The following is a 22,806-nucleotide window of genomic DNA, read 5'->3' on the forward strand; positions in this document are numbered from 1 at the left end:
GAAACCGCATGACCGCCCAGAACTCGCCCGACCAGCAAGAACCGAGAGCGGCCGAAGCCGGCCAGCTCGGGACCGATCCGCTCGGTCCGATCACCCTGCCCGAGCGGAGCCGGATCGGCTCCAGGGCTTTCGCACTCGTCGGCGCCGCCTCCGTGCTGTCCATCGGACTGGCTGTGTACGTCGACTACGTGAACGTGACAACGTCAGTCAGTGCTCCGCACTGACCCCGGATCCCACCGCGAAGAACAGCATCATGACCTCCGAACAGAACGACTCAGGCAAGACCCCTGCGGGTGACGACCGAACGGACCCGATCGGCCGGATCACCATGCCCGAGCGGAGCCGGATCGGCTTCAGGGCTCTCGTACTCGTCGGCGCCGCCAGTGTCCTGTCCACCGGGCTGGCCACATTCACCGAGTGCGTGCCCGTCACAACGACAGTCAGCAACTAGGAACGGGAAACCACCATGACCGCTCACGGAAGCCCTCTCGATGAGAATGACGGCACTCGCTCGGACGAGCAGGGCAGCGACCCCATCGGTCCGGTCGAGCTGCCCAAACGAAGCTGGATAGGCGCCAGGGCCCTCGTCCTGGTCGGAGCCGCCAGCGTGCTGTCGGCGGCGATCATCGATCTCGGCGACACCTGCCAGACAACCACGGTCAGCCGCCAGTGACCACGACCTAGGCCGGTGCCGCTGGGGTGAAGCGCAAGCGATCGTTTGAGCTGCATTTCAAACCAGCGGCAACCCGGCCGAACTCGCTGCGCCGTCAGCAGACCATCGCTAGAGTTTGCAGGCATGCAGACCCATGCGCCCAAGTTGGTCGGCAGAGACAGGGAGATCGCGCGACTCGACCGGCTGATCACCGACGCTCGTGATGGTCGAGGCAGTGCGATCTTCCTTCTTGGTGAGCCCGGCATCGGCAAGAGCCGGCTCGGCGCGGTCTGTACCACCATGGCTTTCGGTCGCGGACTGGCGACACTGCGTGGCCGGGTGGGGGCGATGGGCACGATGGTTGCCTTCAGACCCTTCACCGAAGCATTTCTGTCCTTGATCAGGCGCGGTGAGATGCCCGACCCGGGGCCCCTCGGTCCCTACCGCCAGGTCCTGGGGCGGCTGATTCCGGAGTGGGACGACGGCGATTCACACGAGGCAGGGCTCTCCGCCGTGGTCCTCGGCGAAGCGATTCTGCGGTTGCTCGGACTGATCGCCGCAGACCGGGGCGTTCTTCTGGTGATGGAGGATCTGCACGACTCCGACCCGGAGACGCTCGCGGTGATCGAGTACCTGCTCGACAACCTGGAGGACCAGTCGGTCGTCCTGCTGTGCACTTTGCGCGCGGAACAAGGCTCCGGGCTCGACCTGGCCCGGCTGGCGGACCAGCGCGGCACCGCCCAGGTGGTCGAACTACAGCCGCTCGACCGCCAAGAGGTCCGCGAACTCGCCGCGGGGTGCCTCGAGGTCAGCGCCGACGGTGTGCCCGACGAGCTGGCCGAGCGCCTCTGGCAGGACAGCGCCGGAATCCCTTTCATCGTGGAGGAGTTGCTTCAGGAGGCGGACCGGACCGGGCAACTGCTCGCGGACGCCAACGGGACGGTCCGAGTGGTAGAAGGTCTGCAGACCGTTGTTCCACCTGCCGTGATCCGCAGTATCAACAGCCGAACCAGCCGGCTCAGCTCCCAGTCTCGGGAACTCCTTCTCCTCGCGGCAGTGATCGGCCATCGCTTTCCGCTCAGTGTGGTCCGGCAGGCCGGTGGCGTCGACGAGCGGTTGCTGCTGGCAACACTGCGGGCGGGTCTGGCCGCCCAACTGGTCGGACCTGACGAACCGGTACCTGACTGGTATGCGTTTCGGCACCCGTTGACCGCGGATGCGTTGCTGGCAGGCCTGACACCGACCGAGCGGTCGGCGTTCGCGATCCGGTGCGCGAACGCGATCGAGCAACTTCATCCCGAGCTGCCCGGCGAGTGGTGCCCGATGGCGGCCGAGCTCACTCAGAGTGGCGGTGACCCCGTACAGGCCGGTCGGTTGTTCGCCCAGGCAGGGCGGCGCGCGTTCGACGAGGGTTCGATGGCGTCTGCCGTACATCTCCTGGATCGCGCCCACACCTTGCTCGCCGGCGATTCCGACCTGGTCTACCGGTCCGAGGTTCTCAGTTCGCTGCTACTCGCCGCCGGCGAGAACGGGCAGTTCGATCACCCTGCCGCCGATGCCGCCGTGATCGAGAAGCTCGAGAACCAGAATCTCGACCATCGCCTGGTGGCAGCTCTGTACGTGCGGCTGGCCGGCCTGGAGAATCTGGCGGGCCGCTGGTCGTCCGCGTCCACGCACGTGGCGATTGCCCGATCCATGCTCGGAGAAAATGCGGCTGACGTCGATCTGGCTCCGGTGGACGCCATGGCAGCTCATCTGGAGTTGGCGAAGACCAGCCCCGGAAGACTGAAGTCGGCGGCCGAGTTCGCCACCCGCGCGGCCGCCGCCGCCGAACGCGCCAACCTTCCGAGCGTCGCCGTGGACGCCTGGCAACAGCTCGGCATGCTGGCGCGCCAGCACGATCTGGAGCAATCGGTCAGCTACTTCCGCCGAGCCCGCCAAGTCGCCACCGAGAACAACCTCGCTCTGCAGCGAGTGATGTCGCACTTGTACCAGGCCGGCACGATCTGTCTGGCCGAAGGCGATGTCTCCGAGCTCGACCACGCCCGGCTTCAGGCACTCCAGATCGGCGCGATCCCGACGGCCTACGAGATCGACGGAGCCCTTGGCCTACAGGCGATCCTGCGATCCGAGTACGCGAAAGCCGAGGAGATGATCGCGGCGTGTCTGGAGGTGACCCAACGGCTCAAGCTCAGCCGGGGAGCACCTTACGAGCTGGTCACGATGGCCGTACTGGCCGCACATCAGGGCAAGCGCGCGGAGATGGAGACCACGCTCGGTGAGCTGGCCACCTGGGGTGAGCGGGCCTCGCACGAGCTGCCGTTGTCCTACGGACTGGCGCGGACCTTCTGCGCCCTGCTCGAGGAGAACCGGGAGCTGGCCGAGTCGGAAATGGCCCAGGCGCTGGCCTACGACGCGCAGAATCCGACCACGTTTCACATGGCGGGCAAGAACGGGCTCGGGTTGCTGCTCGGTGTGCTCGCGGGCCGGAACGGGTGGCCGCACTTCGAGGCTGTTTCGGCAACCGCCGGGAGCAAGATGCGGTGGAACCGGCAGTTCGTACAGCTGGCGCACGCGGTGTTGCTCGGGCGGAGCGAACGGACGGCCGAAGCGGCCGAGGCGGTAGCCGCCGCACTGGAATCCTCAGAGATCTACCCGATGGCGCGGCATCTCGGGTTGCGGTTGATCGCGGAGCCGGCGGCCGCGGACGGCTGGGGGGAGCCGGTGGTTTGGTTGCGGCAGGCTGAGGACTACTTTCACAACGCCGAGGTGCCGGCGGTGGCCAGTGCTTGCCGGAGTATGTTGCGGCAGCTGGGGGCGACGGTGTCGCAGCGGCGTACCGGGTCTGATCAGGTGCCGGCTCATCTTCGGCAGTTGGGGATCACCACGCGGGAGTACGAAGTGGTGCAGTTGCTGGTGGATCGGATCGGGAACAAGTCGATCGCGTCCCGGTTGCACATCTCGCCGCGGACGGTGGAGAAGCATGTCGCGAGCTTGATGACGAAGACTCAGCAGCCGGATCGGGAGGCGTTGAGCAGCTTTGCGCGGACGGTGCTGCAAGACTGAAGTTGCAGGACTGATCCCGGGCCCCGTGCGTGTGCTGGGCGTCCGGAGGGCGTTCGGGTGATAGTTGTCGACTCACGGAAATTCCGGGCGACCGCCCGCCCTGGAACTCCGGCGGCACGCGCGCAACTGGCCGGATAATTTATGAACGCTCGCTTTATATATAGGATGGGCGAGTGGCAGGCAAGGGGTCGGACATGAGCAAGGGAACGGTCGGCGGCGGCGGTACGACGATGCTGCGGCGGATCAACGTCGCTGCTGTGCTGGACGCGGTCCGCCGCTCGGCACCGGCACCGCTGCGGGTCGCCGAACTGGTCGAACGCACCGGACTGGCCAGGCCGACGGTGGCCCAGGCCGTCGACGAGCTGCTGGACGCCGGCTGGCTGCAGCAGCACGGGCCTGATTCCGCGGACCGCTCGCTGGGCCGCCCGGCCATCAGGGTCTCCCTGCGCGGGCGCGCGGCGCCGGTGCTCGGGCTGGACGTCGGCCCGCACCGCGTCACCGTCGGGGTCTCCGACCTGGCCGGCCGCAAGCTCTCCCTGGTACGCCGCTCCGGCCCAGGCTGGACGGCTCAGGAGCTGCTCGGCGTCATCAGCGAGGTGATCACCGAGGCACTGGCCGAGGCAGAGGTCCCCGCCGAAGACATCGCCGCAGCCGTCGCCGCCAGCCCCGGCATCGTGGACGAGCACACCGGCCGGGTCCAGCTGGTCCCGTCCGTACCGGGCTGGTCCGCGATCGACCTGACCAAGCACGTCCGCAGCCTGCTCGACTGCCCGGTCATGCTCGACAACGACGCCAACCTGGCCGCCCTGGCCATCGCCGCGGCCCGCGGCGGTACGGGCACTCTCCTGGCCGTCCAGTGGGGTGAGCGGCTCGGTGCCGGCATCGTGATCGACGGCCGGCTCCACCGCGGTACGGGCGCGGCCGGTGAGATCGGCTTCATCGCCACCGCTCCGGACGACGTGATCAACCCCGAGGACAGCCGCGGCCCGTTGGAGCGTGCTGTCGGCTCCGAGGCCATCGCCGAGCTCGGCCGTCAGGCTGCGCTCGCCAACCCGGACTCCCGCCTCGCCGAGCTCGGCCGCGACCAGCTCGACACGGCAGACGTGTTCGCCGCAGCGGCTGAGCGCGACCCGGTTGCCCAGGCAGTCGTCCAGCAGGTCGCCCGCGACTTCGCCCGCGCACTGGCGCCCGCAGTACTGGTCCTGGACCCCACTGCCGTAGTCATCGGTGGCGGTGTCGCCCGGGCCGGCGCAGTCCTCCTCGACGCCATCTCCGACCAGCTCCGCCTGCTCACCCTCAACCACCCCAAGCTGGAGCTCTCCGCCCTGGCCGAGGACGCAGTGGTCACCGGCGCGATGCGGATGGCCCTCGACGAGGTCTGGCAGCGCAAGCTCCCGACCCCTGCTCTCACCACTCCCGCCTAGCCAGTCACAGCCTTGGCGATGGCGTCAGGGCGGTCCAGGTGGACCAGGTGTGCGGAGTCGGGCAGTACTTCGACAGTGGCGTTCAGCCTGGCAGCCAGTGCTCGTTGCCCGGCCAGCCAGCCATTGGCGGTGAAGCGGGAGCTGCCGCCGGTCGCCACCAGTACGACCGTGGGCGGCAGCACGGCCGGTGGAGACTCCAGTAGCCGGGCAACCTCGGCCGCGAGCTCCCAGCTGCCGGTCAACTCGTCCCAGAACAGCAACCACGAGCCGGCAGCGCCGTACCGACGTCTGGCAGTCGTCCTGGACAGCAGGTCGTTGTTCCGCATGCTGCCGACCCGGATGAGCAACCGACGCGCAGTAGTCCCGATCAGTTGCGGTACGCCGAACCGCCCCACCCCACGCAACACCGCCCTCACCACGCGGTCCCCCACCGTCCCTGGGTAAAGCCACCGCCATCCGGTCTCCGACGTGAGGCTCGAGTCGATCAGCACCAGCCGCTCGACCTCGCCGGGATGCGTGAGCGCCCACCGCAGTACCGCGAGCCCACCGATCGAGTGGCCGAGCAACCCGACCGGGAGCGTCAGGCCCCGGCGCAACTCCGACACCGGCGCCGTGATCGGCGTCAGCCACGGGTCCAGCACCTGGACGTCGTGGCCGGACAGCAAGGCGAGGACTTCGCCGAACTCCTCGGGAGCTTCGGCCAGTCCCGGCACCATCATCCAGTTGCTGGTCATCGGAGAAAGCCTGCCCCAGGCGTCGCCATAATCGAAAGAGTCGCAGACGAGACCAAAGTGATGACCGTGGGATGGGATGATCGCTGGGTGTCATCGGAACAGGTCATCCCGAAGTGGCAACAGCGTGCGGCCGTCTGGGTCGGGCGGGTCGTCGTGTTCGCGTCGATCTGGTCGTTCCTGGCGATCCCGTTGCACCTGTTCGCACCGGCCTATGTGAAGCGCGTCGACCAGGCCTTCGACTTCTTCGGTATCCCCGCCGGGCACACGTTCTTCTCGGCCGTCTACCTCGCCGTCGTCGGCAGTGCGCTGCTGCGCGGCAAGCGGGCCGCGCTGCTCTGGGTGCTCTGGGTCTTCGAGGCACTCTGGTTGCTGACCTCGATGGCCGCGGTCGGCCTGGCCAGCGTCCGGCTCGCCAACCCGCGGGACCAGGACCTGATCCAGGAGTTCGGCGAGGCCAAGCCGCAGGATCTCGAGCTGGCCATCGCCCGGGTCATCGTCGTGGCGGCGCTGGTGCTGCTGCTGTGGAAGATCCGCGCCTCGTTCCCGGCCCGGCTCGCGCCCGGTACCCGCCGGCTCGCGGTCGGCGCCCTGATCGGTGGCCTGCTGATCTCGGTCACGGTCAGCATCATGCTGACCCAGGCCTTCCCCCGGACGCTGACAGGCCAGAAGGAGAAGATCGGCTGGGCGGTGATCGCCGCACTCGGCCAGAGCCGCAGCAAGATGGGCGCCGGGCACGAGGGCCATGGCTGGGTCGGTCTGACCGTCGGCGCCATCTCCGCGGCCTCGCTGGTCGTCGCCTTCGCGATCTTCCTCCGATCGGTGCAGCGGGTCCGCTACCTCAGCCAGGCCGAGGAGCTCCAGGTCCGCCGGCTGCTGCTCGAGTACGGCGAACGCGACTCGCTCGGCTACTTCGCCACCCGGCGCGACAAGGCCGTCGTCTTCGCGCCCGACAACCAGGCGGCGATCGCGTACCGGGTGGTCAACGGCGTCAGTCTCGCCAGCGGCGACCCGATCGGTGATCCAGCGGCCTGGCCCGGCGCGATCCAGCGCTGGCTGGCCGAGGCGCAGAACTACGGCTGGTCCCCGGCCGTCCTGTCCGCCAGCGAGGAGGCCGCGCACGCGTACGTCGACGCCGGCCTGCGTGCCCTCGCGATGGGCGACGAGGCGATCATCGACGTCGCCGACTTCACCCTCGAGGGCCGGACCATGCGCCCGGTGCGGCAGGCGGTCACCCGGGCGCAGCGAGCCGGGTACCACGCCGAGGTGCTGCGCCATGGTGACCTCTCGCCCGAGGCACTCGCGGAGTACGTGAAGCTCGCCGAGAAGTGGCGGGGCGCGCAGACCGAGCGGGGCTTCTCGATGGCTCTCGGCCGGCTCGGCGACCCCGCCGACGCCCGGTGCGTGATGGTCATCGCGCGCGACTCCAACGGCTCGGTACGCGGTCTGCTCTCGTTCGCTCCGTGGGGTGTTCGCGGGGTGTCGCTCGACCTGATGCGGCGCGATCCCGAGTCCGTGAACGGCCTGATGGAGTTCATGGTCAACGCGCTGGTCGAGGCGTGTGGCGATCTCGGCGTACACCACATCTCGCTGAACTTCGCGATGTTCCGGGAGATCTTCAGCGACGCCGAGCGCGTCGGCGCCGGTCCGGTGCTGCGGCTCACCAACGCGCTGCTGACCGCCGCGTCGCGATTCTGGCAGCTGGAGAGTTTGTACCAGTCCAACGAGAAGTACCTGCCGCGCTGGTCCCCCCGGCTGATCTGCTACTCCCGTGGCGCCTCGCTGGCCCAAGTACTGCTGGCCGCCGGTACTGCGGAAGGCTTCCTCCCGGCCCCTCGCCCCTGGACCCGCGTCGACAGCGCGGAGACCGCCGAGCGGCACGCGATCATGGCTGCCGACGGTGGCCAGTTCGCCGCGGCCGTCCGGACGCAGGAGCAAGAGCTGCTGCGGCCGGTCATGCCTGACCGCAAGCTCACCGAGCAGGAGCAGATCCGGCGCGCCAAGCTCGCCGAACTCGTTGCCAAGGGCATCGACCCGTATCCGGTCACGGTGCCGCGAACCGAGACCCTGGAACGGATCCGCGCCCTCCACCAGAACCTGCCACCCGATCACCACACCGGCCACGAGGTCTCGGTCACCGGCCGGGTGATGCGGATGCGCAACCACGGCGCGCTCTCCTTCGCCTTGCTGCAGGACGGTCTGTCCAGCCTGCAGGTGATGCTGTCGGCCGGCGCGACCGGTGACGAGTCCGTCGACAACTGGCGGCGCCTGGTCGACATCGGCGACCACGTCAGCGTCACCGGCGAGGTCGTCACCAGCCGCCGGGGCGAGTTGTCGGTCGCCGCGACCGAGTGGGTGATGGCGGCCAAGTGCCTGCATCCCCTGCCGGACAAGCGAAAGGGCTTCACCGACCCGGAGGCGCGGGTGCGGCAACGGCACCTCGACCTGGTGATGAACCCCGACTCGCTGCAGATGATGCAGCATCGCAGTACGGCGGTCCGGGCGTTGCGGAACGGGTTCGAGACGCGCGGCTTCATCGAGGTCGAGACGCCGATGCTGCAGGCGGTGCACGGTGGCGCCAACGCGCGGCCGTTCGTCACCCACATCAACGCCTACGACACCGACCTGTTCCTGCGGATCGCGCCGGAGCTGTTCCTCAAGCGGCTCAGCGTCGGCGGGATGGGCAAGGTCTTCGAGCTGAACCGCAACTTCCGCAACGAGGGCGCGGACGCGACGCACAACCCGGAGTTCACCTCGGTCGAGGCGTACCAGCCGTACGCCGACTACAACGTGATGCGCGAGCTCACCCGGGAGCTGCTGATCGAGGCCGCGACGGCCGTCCACGGCAAGCCGATCGTGAAGCGCCCCGACGGCGAGCTCGACATCTCGGGCGAGTGGCCGGTGATCACCGTGCACGACGCGGTCGGCCGCGCCACCGGCGTACCGATCGACTCCGGCACGTCCATCGAGCGTTTGCGTGAGCTGTGCGACGAGCACGGTGTGCATGCCGCATTCGACCTGACCGCGGGCGAACTCGTGCTCGAGCTGTACGACGAACTGGTCGAGCCGGCGACGACGCTGCCGACCTTCTACACCGACTTCCCGCTCGAGACGTCACCGCTGACCCGCACCCATCGCAACGACCCACGACTGGCCGAGCGCTGGGACCTGGTCGCCTTCGGCGCGGAGATCGGTACGGCGTACTCCGAACTCGTCGACCCCGTCGAGCAACGGCGGCGGCTCACCGAGCAGTCACTCAAGGCGGCGTCGGGCGACCCCGAGGCGATGTCGCTGGACGAGGACTTCCTCAGCGCGCTCGAGTACGCGATGCCGCCGACCGGCGGGCTCGGCATCGGCGTCGACCGGGTGATGATGATGCTGACCGGCCAGAACATCCGCGCCACCCTCGCCTTCCCGTTCGTCCGGCCGGCACCTCGAAGCTAGTTTCCCCATCGGCGGAACCGATCCTGACGCAGATACGTCTGACAGGTTCTGGCCTCGGGGTCGCGGGGAATCCCTTTGCCACATAGGGTTTGCTGACAAGGGGAACATCGAGGACCTGGGGGCATTTCATGCGCAGAACTCTGTCCATTTCCGTCGGCATCGCGATGCTGGCGCTGGTGGCGGGCTGTGGCGATTCCGACGACGGCAAGACGTTGTCGAGCGTCGAACCGACGACCAGTGCGTCGTCGACCGATCCAACGACCGCGCCGACCTCGGCGCCCACTTCCGCCCCGACGCCGACGGTGCCGCCGAAGCCCGCGGGGCCGTTGACGCAGGCGCAGTACCAAGGCGTCCTGCTCGAGCTCGACAAGCGGCTGGACAGCGAGATCAGCGCGCTGGGACGGGTCAAGACCGAGGACAGCCTGGACACCGCGCTGGAGAACCTGACCCAGGCACTGAACGCCGAGTCGCTCAAGCTCGGATCGATCAAGCCACCGGCCCGCGCGATCCCGGCGAACCGCGTACTTCAGCTGCGCTTGAGGAATGCGGCCACCGCGATGCGGAACGGCGACACCAGCGACATCGGCTGCGGCGGACTCGCGTACGTCTCGCAGGCACTGCAGCGCCAGCTCACCGCGACGCTGTCTCCGGCGGTGGTCCAGCTGCGGACCATCGGGCTGATCGTCGGCCGGACGCTGCCGGACCTCGGCCCCGAGCCGACCGACAACCGCCCGTCGAACGGTGACGTCATCGTCCGCAGCGGTAACGGCGGGTCCGGCGCACTGCGGGTCAAGAACGGATCGTCCAGCGACGTGGCCGTCTCGATCGTCCCCACCGGCAAGGCGCCCGGCAAGCCGCACATCATGATGTACGTCCAGGCCAAGAAGACCGCGACGGTCCGCCGGATCGGCGGCGGCTACCAGCTGTACATCAAGAGCGGCAAGGACTGGAACCCGAAGCGGCGCCAGTTCAGCTCGGACTGCTCCTTCAAGAAGTTCGACCAGCCGTTCGGCAAGAACCAGGGCTGGGAGGTCCAGCTGCAGGCCTCGGTCCTCGGCAACGCCTCGTCCAGCGAGGTCGACCCGTACTGAAGGTTTGCAGGTATGTGACATCGGCCATGTCACGATGACAGCGATCCACCCCGGGGTCACCATGAGTTCATGAGCGCTACTGCGACCGTGACCGTGGCCGGTGTCCCCGGGGTGGAGATCGCGTACGACCGCAAGGGCGCGGGTCCGCCGCTGGTACTCCTGCACGGCATCGGTCACCACCGGCAGGCGTGGGATCCGGTGATCGAGCAGCTGGCCGGGTCGCGTGACGTGATCGCACTCGACTTCCCGGGGTTCGGCGAGTCTCCCGACGTACCGGCCGGCATCCCCGACGAAGTCGACTCCTTCGCCCACGCGGTCGAAGCCTTCTGTACTGCGCTCGACCTCGGCAAACCCGACGTGGCCGGCAACTCGATGGGCGGCCTGGTCGCCCTGCGCCTCGGCCAACTCGGCTCGGTGCGCTCGGTCACCGCGCTGTCCCCGGCCGGCTTCTGGACTCCCCGCGAACGCTCCTGGGCCCTCAACGTCCTCGCCAACATGCGCCGGGTAGCTCAACGCACCCCCGACTCGACCATCCGCCGGATGGCCCGTACCGCCGCCGGCCGACGCGTGATGACCGGCATGATCTACCACCACCCGGCCCAGCGTTCCCCCGAGGCGGTCATCGCCGAAACCTTCGCCCTGCGCACCGCCACCGCCTTCGACCGGGTGGCCCGCCTAGGCAAATCCGGAGTCACCTTCGACGGCGACGTACCGGACCTCCCCGTCACCATCGCCTGGGGCACCCACGACCGAATCCTTCTCCCCCGCCAGGCAGCCCGGGCCCATCTCCAGATCCCGCAGGCCCGGATCATCCCCCTCTACGGCTGCGGCCACGTCCCCATGAACGACGCTCCGGACCTCGTCGCCCGAACCATCCTCAACACCTCGGCATCAGCCTCGGTCTCAGCCTCAACTGAGGGATTGCAGGCCGAGGACTGACAGCAGGCGGAGTTTTTCGGCGGCTTCGGTGTCGGGGGCGGCCGTGTAGATGACCAGGCGGAGGTCGCTGCCGGGGGCAGTGAGGACGTCGCAGTCGAGCACCATCTCGCCGAGTTCGGGGTGGTTGACCGTCTTGACGTTGGACTCGTGGAAGCCGACCACGTGGTCGTCCCAGAGGGCGGCGAACCGGGGGCTGCCGGTGTGGAGTTCGTGGATCAGGGCGCGGAGGTCTGCGTCGTTGGGGTAGCGGGCGGAAGCGGCGCGGAGGTCGGTGACCATCGCCCGGGTGAAGGCGGCCGTCTGCTCCGGGGTTTGCGCCACCCGGCCGAATCCCGCGGTCCCGGACCGCATGAAGTGCCGCCAGATGATGTTGCGCTCGCGTCCGCGGAACACGGACGGGTCGCCGATCAGCGCTGACCACAGCGGGTTCCAGCTGATCATCGTCCAGGAGGCGGCGCACACGCAGATGGGTGCGCCTTCGAGCTGGCCGATCAGCCGTTGCACGCCGGGCGGGATGTACGTCGAGATCGCACCGGGCCGTGGTGGCGTCTGACCGGCCAGGACGAACAGGTGGTCCCGCTCGGAATCACTCAACCGCAGCGCCCTGGCCAACGCCGTCAGCACCTGAGCCGACGGTGAGGACGACCGGCCCTGTTCGAGCCGGAGGATGTAGTCCACCGACAGCCCGGCGAGCTGCGCAAGCTCCTCACGCCGCAGCCCAGGCGCCCGCCGTCGCCCACCCGCGGGCAGGCCCGCCTCCGCCGGAGTCACCCGATCCCGCCAGGCGTGGAGCGTCTTACCGAGTTCAGCCACCCGTCCAGTATGTCCCGCAACGCCCACTTCAGCCTGGGTACTGCCAATCCCCAGGACAAAGCGTGCACTACCTGTACCCCCGTCCGCCGACGAGATTGGAGCCATGACCACGACACTCATCACCGGGGCCAACAAGAGCCTCGGCTACGAAACAGCCCGTCAACTGGTTGCCCTCGGCCACACCGTGTACGTCGGTGCGCGCGACCCCGAGCGCGGCCGCAAAGCCGCCGACGAACTCGGCGCCCGCTTCGTCCAGCTGGAGGTGACCGACGACGAGTCCGTCCAGAACGCCGTCAAGCAGATCCAGGAGGAGGTCGGCCAGCTCGACGTACTGGTCAACAACGCCGGCGTCCCCGGCCCCTTCAAGCCCGCCGACGAGCTGACCGCCGACGACTTCCAGGCCGTCTACAACGTCAACGTCTTCGGCGCCTTCCGGGTCCTCAACGCCTTCCTCCCGTTGCTCAAGGCAAGCGAAAACCCGGTCGTCGTCAACGTGAGCTCCGGCCTCGGCTCCATCACCATGGCCGCCGACCCCACCGCTCGCGAGGCCGCCTGGATCCCGGCTCCGATCTACAGCTCCTCCAAGGCCGCCCTCAACATGCTCACCGCCCAGTACGCCCACCTGCACCCCGAAATGCGCATCAACGCAGTAGACCCCGGCTACACCGCCACCGACTTCAACGCCCACCGAGGCCACCAATCCATCCCCGAAGGCGCCGCCAGCATCATCCGCCTGGCCACCATCGACAAAACCGGCCCCACCGCCACGTACCAACGCAACGCCGGCCTCGTCCCCTGGTGACAGCGGCCGGTTTCTGAGAGCCTGGCCCGCATGTCATCGCTCGTGTTGCTGCATGGACTGGGAGCCAACGGTCGGGTTTGGGACGGGTGGCCGCAGCCGCGGGTGGCGCCGGATCTGCCGGGGCACGGGAGCGCGGAGAGTCTGCCGCGGTACACGTTCGAGTCGATGGCCGCCTGCATCGCCGTGACGCTGCCGGTGCGGAGTGGGTTGGTGGTTGTGGGGCATTCGCTGGGGGGCGTGATTGCGCTGGAGCTCGCCAGTGGACGGTACGACGTGCAGGTGAATCGGGTTGTCGCGTTGGGGGTGAAGGTGAGCTGGTCGGCGGATGATCTGGGGCGGGCGGGGGCCCTGGCACAGAAGCCGATCGGGTGGTTCGAGAGTCGCGAGGAGGCGGCTGCCCGGTTTCTCAAGGTTTCTGGGTTGCAAGGGCTGGTTGAGCCGGACAGCAGCGCGGTCGAGCATGGGATCAAACAGGTCGACGGGCGGTGGCGGCTGGCGATGGATCCGGGGACCTGGGGCGTCGGTGCACCGGACATGGCCAAGCTGCTAGCCGCGAGTCAGGCGGAGGTAGTACTGGCTCGGGGTGAGTTGGATCCGATGAACACCGATGCCGAGCTGGCCGCGCTGAGCGGACAGGTTGTGACGCTCAGCGGGCTGGGGCACAACGCGCATGTGGAGGATCCGTCAGCACTCGATCACGTTCACGGCCAGGCCGCCTCGTGAGGTCTCCTTGTACTTGATCTTCATGTCCGCGCCGGTCTCGCGCATCGTCTTGATCACCTTGTCGAGCGAGACGACGTGCACGCCGTCGCCGTGCATCGCCATCCGGGCGGCGTTGATCGCCTTCATCGACGCCATCGCGTTGCGCTCGATACAGGGGATCTGAACCAGCCCGCCGACCGGGTCGCAGGTCAGCCCGAGGTTGTGCTCCATCGCGATCTCGGCCGCGTTCTCGACCTGCTCCGGAGTTCCACCCAGTACTTCGCACAGCCCGGCCGCCGCCATCGAACAGGCCGAACCGACCTCGCCCTGGCAGCCGACCTCGGCACCGGAGATCGACGCGTTCTCCTTGTACAGAACGCCGATCGCCGCAGCCGCCAGCAGGAACCGGACCACACCGTCTTCCGACGCCCCCGGCACGAATCGACGGTAGTAGTGCAGCACGGCCGGGATGATCCCCGCGGCGCCGTTCGTCGGCGCGGTGACGATCCGGCCGCCGGACGCGTTCTGCTCGTTCACCGCGAGCGCGAACAGGTTGACCCAGTCCATCACCTTCAGCGGATCGACCGACCACTTGTCGCCGCTGAGCTTCTTGTGCAGCGCGGCCGCCCGGCGCGGCACCTTCAGCCCGCCCGGCAGCGTGCCCTCGGTTTCACAGCCCTCGTCGACACAGTCCTGCATCACCTGCCAGATGTGCAGCAGCCCCTCGCGGATCTCGGGCTCGGTCCGCCAGGCCAGCTCGTTGGCGAGCATCACCTCGCTGATCGGCAGGCCCGACTCCTGGCAGCGGACGAGCAGCTCGTTGCCGGACAGGAACGGGTACTTGAGCGGCGTACGGTCCGCGACGATCCGGTCACCGGCCGCCGCGTTCTCGTCGACGACGAAACCGCCGCCGACCGAGTAGTATGTCCGCTCCCGCAGACAGGTTCCGTCGGCGGCCCGGGCTACGAAGGTCATCCCGTTCGGGTGGTACGGCAGCGCCTTGCGCCGGTGCATGATCAGCTGGTTGTCCTCGTCGAAGACGATCTCCCGCTGCCCGGCGAGCCGGAGCCGCCCGGCCGCCCGGATCGCGGCGACCCGGCTCTCCACCGAGCGGGTGTCGACCGTCTCCGGGTCCTCACCCTCCAGCCCGAGGATGACCGCCTTGTTGCTGCCGTGCCCGTGGCCGGTGGCGCCGAGGGAGCCGAAGAGTTGCGACTCGACGGCCGTCGTACGGTCGAGCAACCCGTCCGCGGCCAGGCCGAGTGCGAAGGTACGGGCGGCTCGCATCGGTCCCACGGTGTGGGAGCTCGACGGACCGATCCCGATACTGAACAGGTCGAACACGCTGATCGCCATGCTGGAGGCCTCCTGGTCGTCATTGACCGATTGGTATGCCTCCCCGCTCTGTCAGGCAGTGTGCCTTCCAGAGGTGCCTCGCCCGCACGGTGAAGGTGCCTGAGAGATTCTTGGGGAGAGTTGCTCCTACGGCGCCCGGGTCAGGCCCGGGTCTCTCCCGCACGGGTTCATGCGGCTGCTGATTTCACCGCGACGGTACGGCGGACCGACGCCATGCGTCAATCCGATGGCGGGTGAACTCAGGACAGCCGGTTGGTGCGCTGCGCCCAGAGCTCGAAGAACCAGGTGAACAGCGGCGGGATGCTGGCGGCGAGGGCGGCCAGCGTGACCGGTACGGTCCAGCGCAGCTGTTTGCGGACCGCGAGCACCGTGATCACGTAGGCGATGAAGATCGTGCCGTGCACCGGCCCGAAGATCTTCACGCCGATCTCGTTGTCGGACAGCACGTACTTGAACAGCATGCCGATCAGCAGCCCGGTCCAGGAGATCGCCTCGGCGATCGCCACCGCCCGGAAGACCGTCGCGTGCTTCGATCCGGCTGGGGCGTCAACAGCGGTCGTCGTCTCAGTCATCAGGTCAATGACCCTAACAAGTCCCCCAAGCAGGCCAGGGGTTCGGGCCCGGGTCGCCCCGGATGTGCGAGGGAAGGCGTTTGCCGAGGATCGGGGGATGAAGCTCATCACCTGGGGTGCGGTCGCCGGCGTCGTCTTCGCCGGCCTGACTGCGATACCGGCAACGGCCGTAGAGTCCAAGACCTTGCAGTGGTCGAAGTGCGAGGTCAAACCGAAAGAAGATCCCAACGTCGTCGCCGGCTCCGAATGCGCGACCCTGCAGGTCCCGGTGGACTGGAACCACCCGGACGGACCTACCTTTGGCCTGGCTGTCGCCCGGCGTACTACTGAAGACCCGATCGGCACGCTGGTGTTCGGCCCGGGCGGCCCCGGCGACTCCGGCGTCGACCGGATCCGGACCGGGATGAGCCGGTTCAGCGACGCACTGGAAGACAAGTTCGACATCGTCAGCTTCGATCCCCGCGGGATCGCCCGCAGCAACCCGGTCGTCTGCTCGGCCGCGTTGCTCGCCAAGCAGCCCTCGCCCCAGATCGGCAGCCGCGCCGAGTTCGACCGGACGATCCGCTACAACCGTGAGCTGGACCAGGACTGCCGCGCGCACACCGGACCGGTCTACGACCACATCGACACCCTGCAGACGGTCCACGACGTCGACGCGATCCGCGCGGCACTGGGTGAGACCAGGATCAGCTTCCATGGCAGCTCGTACGGGACGTTGCTCGGTGAGCTGTACGCCGAGAGGTACCCGCATCGCCTGCGTGCGCTGGTCCTGGAGAGCATCTTCGACCACGGCGACTCGACGACCGGCGAGTTCCTCGACGCTCAAGCGGCGACGGCTCAGGACTCGTTCACCGAGTTCGTGAACTGGTGCGCCAAGACGACAACGTGCTCGCTGCACGGGCGCGACATCCACGCGCTGTGGGCGGACCTGGTCGCCCGGGCTGGTCGCGGTGAGTTACCCGATCCGCGTCAGGCGAGCGTGAAGGCGACGCCGTTCACGCTGACCTTCGGGGTGTTCCGGATGCTCTACGACCCGCAGTGGGCCGCACTGGCCGACCTGTTGAAGCGGCTCGAGACGAGCCCGCCGCCGACGGGCGAACCGCCGGTACCGACCGGGCTGGCACCCAACACGCTCGCACCGTTCTGCCGGGATCTCAGCTTGCCGGTTCGCACGTACGGCGAGTTCTCGGCGCATCTACGACGGCTGGCGCGGAACAATCCGGACCTGAAGATCCCGCCGACACTGCTCGCGGTGACCAACTGCCTCGGATTGCCGAAGGCCGTGAATCCCCAGCAGGACTTGAAGATTCGCGGCCTGAAGACTCCGGCTCTGCTCGCGAACGCGCTCCACGATCCGGCCACCGGCTACAGCTGGGCGACCAGTGTCGCGCGTCAGTTCGGCAAGCAGGGTGTGCTGCTCACGTACGAAGGTTGGGGACACGGCAGCTACAACAAGAGTCCTTGCGTTGGGCAAGCAATCGACAACTACCTGATCGCACTGACCGTTCCGCGACGCGGCACGGCCTGTCCGGCGGTACCGCCGGCGAACTGAACGACGGGTCTCCTCGCCGGGCATGGCGAGGAGACCCACCGTTGTTCCCAACCGGCGGTCAGACTGAGACCAGATGCGCTTCCTGGACGCGGATCAGCGATCCGCTGCGGAGCGCATCGGTGGACAGCTCGAGCAGTCGGGCGCAAGCGCGCTCGAGAGCCTCGGCCTGGGACCTGCAGCGGTCGACGAACCAGTACGGATCGTCGGGCTGCGGGTCGTCCGTGTCGTCGATGTCGGCGAACCAGTGCTGGTCGCCGGCGCAGGTGCAGTGCACCACCCGCACTCGCAGGTTCATCACGAAAATCCCCCCGAACCGTAAATCCCTGGGATCCCCCCCGGGTTCCCAGCCGGGGCCAGCTCGGCCGGTGCGCAGCCGCGGCCCCCCACTACCGCGCACCGGGCCGAGATTGACCCTCCCCCGCTCCTTACATCGTGCTGGACGGCCCGGCGTTACTACTCGTGACCAAATTATTTTAAGTGATTGCTTGACTACGCTCAGTGGGCGATCCGACCACGTTCTGCGAGAACACCAGCACCACGAACCACACCACTGCCACGAACGCCAGCCCGAGCGACAGGAAGCTCAGCAGGCCGACGACATCGCCCATCCGATCGCCGCCCGACACCACGATCTGCCGCGGCCCGATCAGCAGACTCAGCACCACCGAGACCGCCTCCACGCCCCGTAACCAGCGCGCCCGCTGCTCCAACGAGTGATCGCCGGCCTGGTCGGCCACCCGCATCAATCCGGTGCAGGTCAGGATGATCACCATCCCGCCGACGACGATCAGCACCGCTAGCCGGAGCTCGCCACCGACCCCGACCGCACCGCCGAAGAGCGGGAACAGTTCGGGCAAGGAGGCGACGGCGCCGACGAAGGCGAAGCCGCAGGCCACTCGGAAGGCGTTGTCGAGTCGCCAGAGGCGGCGCAGCCCGAAGTACAGCATGAGCCAACCGACCAGGTCGACGACGACGTCGACGTTCCCGTAGCGGAAGTCCACCAGGACGACGAGCATCCCCCAGCCGATCAGCTTCATGTCCTGACGGTACGCACCGCCGAGGTCACTGTGGGAGATGACCGCGTGTCCACGCCTCCAGGCCGTCGGTGGTGATCGGGAGGGCTTCGGTGAGGATCTCGAGGCGGTCGGAGTGGACGACCACGTTGTCCTCGATCCGGATGCCGATGCCGCGCAACTCGGGCGGGATGGTCTCGTCGTTGGGGTGGAAGTAGAGACCCGGCTCGACAGCCAGCGCCATGCCGACGTCGAGGTCTGCGGCGAAGTACGTCTCCGGGCGGGCCGCGTCGCAGTCGTGGACGTCGAGGCCGATGTAGTGGCCGAGCCCGCAGACGACGTACCGGCGGTGCTGCTGCCCGTCCGGCCCGAGCGCCTCGTCCATCGAGACGTCCAGAACACCCCAGTCCTGCAGGCCCTCGATCAGCACCCGCATCGCCTCGTACTGGAAGGCCCGGTACGGCGCACCCGGGCGAACCGCTGCCAGCGCGGCGACCTGCGCCTTGTGGACCAGGTCGTGCACCTGCCGCTGGGCCGGCGTGTACTCGCCGGTCACCGGGAACGTCCTGGTCACATCGGCTGTATAGAGCGTCCGCGTCTCCACCCCGGCGTCGAGCAGGATGACGTCCCCCTCGCGAACGGCGCCGTCGTTGCGGACCCAGTGCAGCACCGGCCCATGGTTGCCAGCAGCAACGATCGACGCATAGCCCGGCCCGTTGCCCGCAGTCCGCGCGCGCCGGTCGAAGGTGCCCTCCAACCACCGCTCGCCACCGCCCCGAACCGCCTCGGGCAGCTCGCGCGCCACATCACCGAACGCCTGCACACTCGCGGCGACCGCCTGGCGCAGTTGGTCGAGCTCCCAGTCGTCCTTGATCCGCCGCAGCTCGGCCAGCACCTGCCGCAGCTCCTGCGTGCCGCCGCCGCCGACGAAGGCGTCCAGCAACGGCTCCACGCCGTACGTCGTCAACATCGCCGGTACTGCGCCGCGCACGGCCGAAGGCAGCTCCTCAATGGGCCGGCACGGCAGCTGCAACGCCTCTGACCAGTCCTTCAGCCCTGGTACCGGCCCGATCCACAGCTCCCCGTCGCGCGCATTCGCGAAGAAGTCCATCTCACCCGGCCCAGCCGTCTCGCGCAGATAAAGCGTCGCGTCGCCGTCACCGGAGATGACCAGCACCGAGCCCTCGGCCTGACAACCGGTCAGCCAGACGAAGTCGCTGTCCGCCCGGAACCGGTAGTCGGTGTCGTTCGACCGCACCGGCGCGCGCCCGGCGGCGACCGCGATCCGGCGCCCCGGCAGCGCGGCACGCAGCTTCTGCCGGTGCTCGGCGGCCGCCTCGGCCAGCCCGTCCGGCAACACCACCGACCGGTCGACCGGCCCCCAGTCCCGTGCGATCGACGCCCGGAACCCGGCTGCGTCCCTCGGCTGGTAGGACTTCCGCTGCTCTTCGGTCCGGTCTTCATTCATCAACTGCTCCCCCTCAGGGCTCGCGACAAACGGCATCCGGCACGTCGGTCACGAACATGTGCCCAGGGGCGTGGGTGATCGCAAACGGGGGCCGAGTGCCCTGCGTCGGGGATTGCTCGAGTGATTGCGGTGTCCAGGTGCGTGCATCGTGGTGCGGGAGGGGCGTCCTCGATGCGGAGCATCGTGGATGGTCCTCCCGTGCCGCGAGGTGCGTGCCTGGGCGCCGCAAGCGCCGAGGAATCCCCCGACGCAGGGCACGCATCCATCAACGCAGCTTGGGGTGTCACTCCGCAAGCCCAATACACCGGAACATCACCCGGCTCGGCCTCCACCGGATCCCCGAAGTCAGGTCGCGCCGGGTCTGCGATGCCCAGTGCCTCGGGGGAACCCACATGCACAGGAGCTCCGTGGACCCTCGGCATCCGCGCTGTCACCTGCACCGCGGTCGCCACCAACGCCGCCGGAATCGGGCGCATCGAGACCACCAACGGCCCGCTCAGTCGTCCCGCCGGACGGCAGTCGCGGTTGGTCCGGTACATCGACACATTGCGTTCCTGCTCGAGGTTTCGCACCGGCACGCCCGCGTCGAGCAGCGCCTGCTCGAAGCTGAAGCTGCACCCGATCAGGAAGCTCACCAGGTCGTCCCGCCACAGCTCGACCACGTCGGCAGGCTCGTCGGCCAGCTCCCCGTCCCGCCACACCCGGTACTTCGGGAGGTCGGTGCGCAGGTCAGCGCCCGGCGCCAGGACCGTTCTGGTCGAGCCCGCGTCGGTGACATCGAGCAGCGGCACCGGCTGGGGGTTGCGCTGGCCGAACAGCAGCATGTCGTACGCCCAGTCGCGCGGCAGTACGACGAGGTTCGCTTGGGTGAAGCCAGGCGCGTGGCCGGAGGTCGGCGCGATCAGCCCGCCCCGGTACTGCGCTCGTGCGTCGGCCGGGGTCAGCATGCGTTACCTCGCTTCGAAGGCTTTCAGGAGGCCTTGCTCGGAGTCGAGCAGGTAGACCTGGAGGTCGTCGGCGGCTTGCTCGTACTTCCGCTCGCGCAGCAGCTCGAGGATGCCCCGGTTGCGGGCGATGTAGGGCTCGTGCAGCTCCTGCGGCGTCGCGATGACGTGGAAGAGCAGGCGGAGCTCGGCGAGCAGCCGACCGGTGATCTCGTCGAGCCGGTGGCTGTCGGCGAGGCCGATGAGATGCCGGTGGAAGCGCATGTTCGCCGTACCGACCGCGGCCCAGCGTCCGTCGAGCGCGGCGGCCTCCGCCAGCTCGACGTCGGCCTCGAGTGGCTCGAGTCGCTCCTCGGGAAGCTCCGTCGGGCGGTCTGCCAGCTCCCGGACGACGTCGACCTCGAGGACCCGGCGGAGCCGGTACAGGTCGACCACGTCCTGCTCGTCCAGCTCGGGCACGAACACACCACGGTGCAGCTTGTAGACCAGCAGGCCCTCGTGGGTGAGCAGCCGGAAGGCCTCGCGCAGCGTGTTCCGGCTGACGTCGAGGACCTCGGTCAGCTCGACCTCCGACAGCTGGGCGCCCGGGCGGAGGGCACCCTCGGTGATGCTGCGCCGGAGGATGTCCGCCGCGCGCTCGGCCGAGCTGCTCCGGTCCTGCCGCGCGACGTCCGCCGCGACCCCGCGCAACCAGGCCTGCCGACCCTCGTCGTCGCTGCGCTGACTGATCACCATCTCAGCATCATCGCTCACGTCGAGCCACCATGGGAAGTTTTGACTCAACGATCCTCTTGCAGGATTGTTCAACAATCCCTACTCTCAAAGTCACTCAAGGCGTTCAACCACCTACCGACCGTCTGCAGGAGATCCGACCGACAGCTTTCTGACGATCCAGGAGCCACCGCCATGTCGAAACCCCCGACCAAGCCCCTCTCCAAGCCGGCCCGGCGCCAGCCGACCCGCAGTACAGGCCATTCGTCCGGCCGGCAGTTGCCGCCGGCCGCGGGCAAGAAGACCCCCGACACCGCGATGAAGGCGAGCACCAAGTCGACCTTGATCGGCGCGATGTTCCTGATGGCCACCTCGGCCATCGGCCCCGGGTTCATCACCCAGACGACCACCTTCACGGTCTCCCTCGGCGCCGCGTTCGCGTTCGCGATCGCCGTCTCGATCCTGGTCGACATCGCGCTGCAGCTGAACGTGTGGCGGGTGATCGGCGTCTCCGGCCGGCGGGCCCAGGAGCTCGGCAACCTGGTCGTCCCCGGCCTCGGCTATGTGATGGCCGCGCTGCTGTTCATCGGCGGCCTGGTCTTCAACATCGGCAACGTCTCCGGCACCGGGCTCGGCCTGGACGCGATGCTCGGGCTGGATCCGAAGATCGGCGGCGCGCTCTCCGCCCTGATCGCCATCGGCATCTTCTTGTCCAAACGGGCCGGCCTCGCGATGGACCGGGTCGTCCTGGTCCTCGGCGCGCTGATGATCCTGCTGACCACGTACATCGCGATCACCTCCGGCCCACCGATCGGTACGGCGCTGAAGAACGTCGTACTGCCCGACCAGATCCAGTTCCTGTCCATCACCACGCTGATCGGCGGCACGATCGGCGGCTACATCGTGTACGCCGGTGCGCACCGGCTGCTCGACTCAGGGGTGTCCGGCCCGCAGCACATCCGCGACATCAGCCGCGGGTCGATCACCGGCATCCTGATCACCGGCGTGATGCGGATCGTGCTGTTCCTGGCGGTGCTCGGTGTCGTCGCGGGCGGTACCGCGCTGGACCCGAAGAACCCGGCCGCCTCGGCCTTCCAGCACGCGGCGGGCGAGTTCGGGTTGCGGGCGTTCGGGGTGGTGCTCTGGGCGGCCGCGATCACCAGCGTGATCGGCGCGTCGTACACGACCGTCACCTTCGTGACGTCGCGGACGAAGACGACGGACAAGACCCGGACCATCCTGGTGGTCGGGTTCATCGCGGTCAGCACGGTGATCTTCCTGTCCGTCGGGACCGCGCCGACGCAGTTGCTGGTCTTCGCGGGCGCCTTCAACGGGTTGCTGCTGCCGGTCGGCATCGGTGTGCTTCTCTGGGTGGCGTGGCAGCGCAAGGATCTGCTGCGTGGGTACTCGTACCCACGATGGCTCCTCGCACTCGGCGGCGCGGCCTGGTTGCTGACCATCTACCTGGCCGTCCGGTCCGTGAAGCCCGTGTTCGAACTGTTCAGCTAGTCGGTCAGGAGTTGCGT

Annotated in this window: 21 protein-coding genes and 1 riboswitch; of the genes, 12 read left to right on the forward strand and 9 right to left on the reverse strand. The window is 68.4% G+C overall.

Translation table 11 applies throughout. The annotated features are described in order from the left end of the window. Positions 1–8 precede the first annotated feature (8 nt). From AB0M15_RS05135 to AB0M15_RS05155, 5 genes are all read left to right on the forward strand, one after another. Positions 9–224 carry a hypothetical protein gene (locus AB0M15_RS05135; RefSeq protein WP_363814043.1) on the forward strand — a complete coding sequence of 72 codons (216 nt, stop codon included), beginning with the start codon at positions 9–11 and terminating at the stop codon, positions 222–224. A 29-nt stretch (positions 225–253) separates the two neighbouring features. Beyond that, on the forward strand, positions 254–451 hold the full coding sequence (locus AB0M15_RS05140; protein WP_363814044.1) for a hypothetical protein: 198 nt from the start codon (positions 254–256) through the stop codon (positions 449–451). Positions 452–466: 15 nt separating this feature from the next. Further along, on the forward strand, positions 467–673 hold the full coding sequence (locus AB0M15_RS05145; RefSeq protein ID WP_363814046.1) for a hypothetical protein: 207 nt from the start codon (positions 467–469) through the stop codon (positions 671–673). Between the two features lie 123 nt (positions 674–796). After that, complete coding sequence (locus AB0M15_RS05150; RefSeq protein ID WP_363814048.1) at positions 797–3,718, forward strand: AAA family ATPase; 2,922 nt, start codon at positions 797–799, stop codon at positions 3,716–3,718. Between the two features lie 194 nt (positions 3,719–3,912). Next, positions 3,913–5,142 (forward strand): ROK family transcriptional regulator, encoded by a 1,230-nt coding sequence (locus AB0M15_RS05155; RefSeq protein WP_363814050.1) that lies wholly within the window; start codon positions 3,913–3,915, stop codon positions 5,140–5,142. Here AB0M15_RS05155 and AB0M15_RS05160 read toward each other — a convergent pair. After that, on the reverse strand, positions 5,139–5,876 hold the full coding sequence (locus AB0M15_RS05160; RefSeq protein WP_363814052.1) for an alpha/beta hydrolase: 738 nt from the start codon (positions 5,874–5,876) through the stop codon (positions 5,139–5,141). The genes AB0M15_RS05155 and AB0M15_RS05160 overlap by 4 nt on opposite strands. A gap of 87 nt (positions 5,877–5,963) precedes the next feature. Between AB0M15_RS05160 and lysX the strand changes: the two genes are divergently transcribed. From lysX to AB0M15_RS05175, 3 genes are all read left to right on the forward strand, one after another. Beyond that, complete coding sequence (gene lysX / locus AB0M15_RS05165) at positions 5,964–9,317, forward strand: bifunctional lysylphosphatidylglycerol synthetase/lysine--tRNA ligase LysX (protein ID WP_363814053.1); 3,354 nt, start codon at positions 5,964–5,966, stop codon at positions 9,315–9,317. Positions 9,318–9,445: 128 nt separating this feature from the next. Further along, positions 9,446–10,408: a hypothetical protein gene (locus tag AB0M15_RS05170; protein ID WP_363814055.1), complete on the forward strand. Its 963-nt coding sequence runs from the start codon at positions 9,446–9,448 to the stop codon at positions 10,406–10,408. Between the two features lie 69 nt (positions 10,409–10,477). After that, a complete protein-coding gene (locus AB0M15_RS05175) occupies positions 10,478–11,347 on the forward strand; it encodes an alpha/beta fold hydrolase (RefSeq protein WP_363814057.1) in 870 nt (289 codons plus the stop codon). Here the strand turns inward: AB0M15_RS05175 and AB0M15_RS05180 are convergent. Further along, a complete protein-coding gene (locus AB0M15_RS05180; RefSeq protein ID WP_363814059.1) occupies positions 11,318–12,160 on the reverse strand; it encodes a helix-turn-helix transcriptional regulator in 843 nt (280 codons plus the stop codon). The two genes, AB0M15_RS05175 and AB0M15_RS05180, sit on opposite strands and share 30 nt — an antisense overlap. Positions 12,161–12,263: 103 nt before the next feature. On the opposite strand from AB0M15_RS05180, the gene AB0M15_RS05185 reads away from it, so the two are divergent. Further along, positions 12,264–12,962, forward strand: a complete 699-nt coding sequence (locus tag AB0M15_RS05185) for an SDR family NAD(P)-dependent oxidoreductase (RefSeq protein WP_363814061.1) — start codon at positions 12,264–12,266, stop codon at positions 12,960–12,962. Positions 12,963–12,992: 30 nt separating this feature from the next. Further along, entirely contained in the window at positions 12,993–13,685 is a 693-nt protein-coding gene (locus tag AB0M15_RS05190; protein WP_363814063.1) for an alpha/beta fold hydrolase, read from the forward strand. On the opposite strand, the gene AB0M15_RS05195 is transcribed toward AB0M15_RS05190, so the two are convergent. After that, positions 13,647–15,020, reverse strand: a complete 1,374-nt coding sequence (locus tag AB0M15_RS05195) for an L-serine ammonia-lyase (protein ID WP_363814065.1) — start codon at positions 15,018–15,020, stop codon at positions 13,647–13,649. The genes AB0M15_RS05190 and AB0M15_RS05195 overlap by 39 nt on opposite strands. Positions 15,021–15,097: 77 nt before the next feature. Further along, positions 15,098–15,190: riboswitch (glycine riboswitch) on the reverse strand. A 69-nt stretch (positions 15,191–15,259) separates the two neighbouring features. Further along, a complete protein-coding gene (locus AB0M15_RS05200; RefSeq protein WP_363814067.1) occupies positions 15,260–15,592 on the reverse strand; it encodes a DUF3817 domain-containing protein in 333 nt (110 codons plus the stop codon). A gap of 97 nt (positions 15,593–15,689) precedes the next feature. On the opposite strand from AB0M15_RS05200, the gene AB0M15_RS05205 reads away from it, so the two are divergent. Continuing rightward, the gene (locus AB0M15_RS05205; RefSeq protein ID WP_363814068.1) at positions 15,690–17,144 is read left to right on the forward strand and encodes an alpha/beta hydrolase; all 1,455 of its coding nucleotides are present in this window, start codon (positions 15,690–15,692) and stop codon (positions 17,142–17,144) included. A 58-nt stretch (positions 17,145–17,202) separates the two neighbouring features. Here AB0M15_RS05205 and AB0M15_RS05210 read toward each other — a convergent pair whose 3' ends face one another. The 5 genes from AB0M15_RS05210 to AB0M15_RS05230 all read right to left on the reverse strand — a co-directional run bounded on the left by AB0M15_RS05210 (position 17,203) and on the right by AB0M15_RS05230 (position 21,322). Beyond that, the gene (locus AB0M15_RS05210; RefSeq protein WP_363814070.1) at positions 17,203–17,439 is read right to left on the reverse strand and encodes a hypothetical protein; all 237 of its coding nucleotides are present in this window, start codon (positions 17,437–17,439) and stop codon (positions 17,203–17,205) included. Positions 17,440–17,617: 178 nt separating this feature from the next. Continuing rightward, entirely contained in the window at positions 17,618–18,181 is a 564-nt protein-coding gene (locus tag AB0M15_RS05215) for a hypothetical protein (RefSeq protein ID WP_363814072.1), read from the reverse strand. Between the two features lie 25 nt (positions 18,182–18,206). Beyond that, the gene (locus AB0M15_RS05220) at positions 18,207–19,625 is read right to left on the reverse strand and encodes an aminopeptidase P family protein (protein ID WP_363814073.1); all 1,419 of its coding nucleotides are present in this window, start codon (positions 19,623–19,625) and stop codon (positions 18,207–18,209) included. Continuing rightward, positions 19,625–20,572 carry a putative hydro-lyase gene (locus tag AB0M15_RS05225; RefSeq protein WP_363814075.1) on the reverse strand — a complete coding sequence of 316 codons (948 nt, stop codon included), beginning with the start codon at positions 20,570–20,572 and terminating at the stop codon, positions 19,625–19,627. The genes AB0M15_RS05220 and AB0M15_RS05225 overlap by 1 nt, the downstream gene beginning before the upstream one ends. A gap of 3 nt (positions 20,573–20,575) precedes the next feature. Further along, positions 20,576–21,322, reverse strand: coding sequence for a GntR family transcriptional regulator (locus AB0M15_RS05230; protein ID WP_363814077.1), 747 nt, complete (start codon positions 21,320–21,322; stop codon positions 20,576–20,578). A gap of 153 nt (positions 21,323–21,475) precedes the next feature. On the opposite strand from AB0M15_RS05230, the gene AB0M15_RS05235 reads away from it, so the two are divergent. Further along, the gene (locus tag AB0M15_RS05235; protein ID WP_363814079.1) at positions 21,476–22,789 is read left to right on the forward strand and encodes an NRAMP family divalent metal transporter; all 1,314 of its coding nucleotides are present in this window, start codon (positions 21,476–21,478) and stop codon (positions 22,787–22,789) included. The last annotated feature ends 17 nt before the right edge of the window (positions 22,790–22,806 follow it).

This window comes from Kribbella sp. NPDC051718, assembly GCF_040681515.1.
GTDB lineage: Bacteria > Actinomycetota > Actinomycetes > Propionibacteriales > Kribbellaceae > Kribbella.

What these genes read in the sequence shown, in the direction of transcription:
- AB0M15_RS05135 (WP_363814043.1), top strand. Translation starts at nt 9, where the DNA reads ATGACCGCCCAGAACTCGCCCGACCAGCAAGAACCGAGAGCGGCCGAA.
- AB0M15_RS05140 (WP_363814044.1), top strand. Translation starts at nt 254, where the DNA reads ATGACCTCCGAACAGAACGACTCAGGCAAGACCCCTGCGGGTGACGAC.
- AB0M15_RS05145 (WP_363814046.1), top strand. Translation starts at nt 467, where the DNA reads ATGACCGCTCACGGAAGCCCTCTCGATGAGAATGACGGCACTCGCTCG.
- AB0M15_RS05150 (WP_363814048.1), top strand. Translation starts at nt 797, where the DNA reads ATGCAGACCCATGCGCCCAAGTTGGTCGGCAGAGACAGGGAGATCGCG.
- AB0M15_RS05155 (WP_363814050.1), top strand. Translation starts at nt 3,913, where the DNA reads ATGAGCAAGGGAACGGTCGGCGGCGGCGGTACGACGATGCTGCGGCGG.
- AB0M15_RS05160 (WP_363814052.1), bottom strand. Translation starts at nt 5,876, where the DNA reads ATGACCAGCAACTGGATGATGGTGCCGGGACTGGCCGAAGCTCCCGAG.
- AB0M15_RS05170 (WP_363814055.1), top strand. Translation starts at nt 9,446, where the DNA reads ATGCGCAGAACTCTGTCCATTTCCGTCGGCATCGCGATGCTGGCGCTG.
- AB0M15_RS05175 (WP_363814057.1), top strand. Translation starts at nt 10,478, where the DNA reads ATGAGCGCTACTGCGACCGTGACCGTGGCCGGTGTCCCCGGGGTGGAG.
- AB0M15_RS05185 (WP_363814061.1), top strand. Translation starts at nt 12,264, where the DNA reads ATGACCACGACACTCATCACCGGGGCCAACAAGAGCCTCGGCTACGAA.
- AB0M15_RS05190 (WP_363814063.1), top strand. Translation starts at nt 12,993, where the DNA reads ATGTCATCGCTCGTGTTGCTGCATGGACTGGGAGCCAACGGTCGGGTT.
- AB0M15_RS05195 (WP_363814065.1), bottom strand. Translation starts at nt 15,020, where the DNA reads ATGGCGATCAGCGTGTTCGACCTGTTCAGTATCGGGATCGGTCCGTCG.
- AB0M15_RS05200 (WP_363814067.1), bottom strand. Translation starts at nt 15,592, where the DNA reads ATGACTGAGACGACGACCGCTGTTGACGCCCCAGCCGGATCGAAGCAC.
- AB0M15_RS05205 (WP_363814068.1), top strand. Translation starts at nt 15,690, where the DNA reads ATGAAGCTCATCACCTGGGGTGCGGTCGCCGGCGTCGTCTTCGCCGGC.
- AB0M15_RS05210 (WP_363814070.1), bottom strand. Translation starts at nt 17,439, where the DNA reads ATGAACCTGCGAGTGCGGGTGGTGCACTGCACCTGCGCCGGCGACCAG.
- AB0M15_RS05215 (WP_363814072.1), bottom strand. Translation starts at nt 18,181, where the DNA reads ATGAAGCTGATCGGCTGGGGGATGCTCGTCGTCCTGGTGGACTTCCGC.
- AB0M15_RS05220 (WP_363814073.1), bottom strand. Translation starts at nt 19,625, where the DNA reads ATGAATGAAGACCGGACCGAAGAGCAGCGGAAGTCCTACCAGCCGAGG.
- AB0M15_RS05225 (WP_363814075.1), bottom strand. Translation starts at nt 20,572, where the DNA reads ATGCTGACCCCGGCCGACGCACGAGCGCAGTACCGGGGCGGGCTGATC.
- AB0M15_RS05235 (WP_363814079.1), top strand. Translation starts at nt 21,476, where the DNA reads ATGTCGAAACCCCCGACCAAGCCCCTCTCCAAGCCGGCCCGGCGCCAG.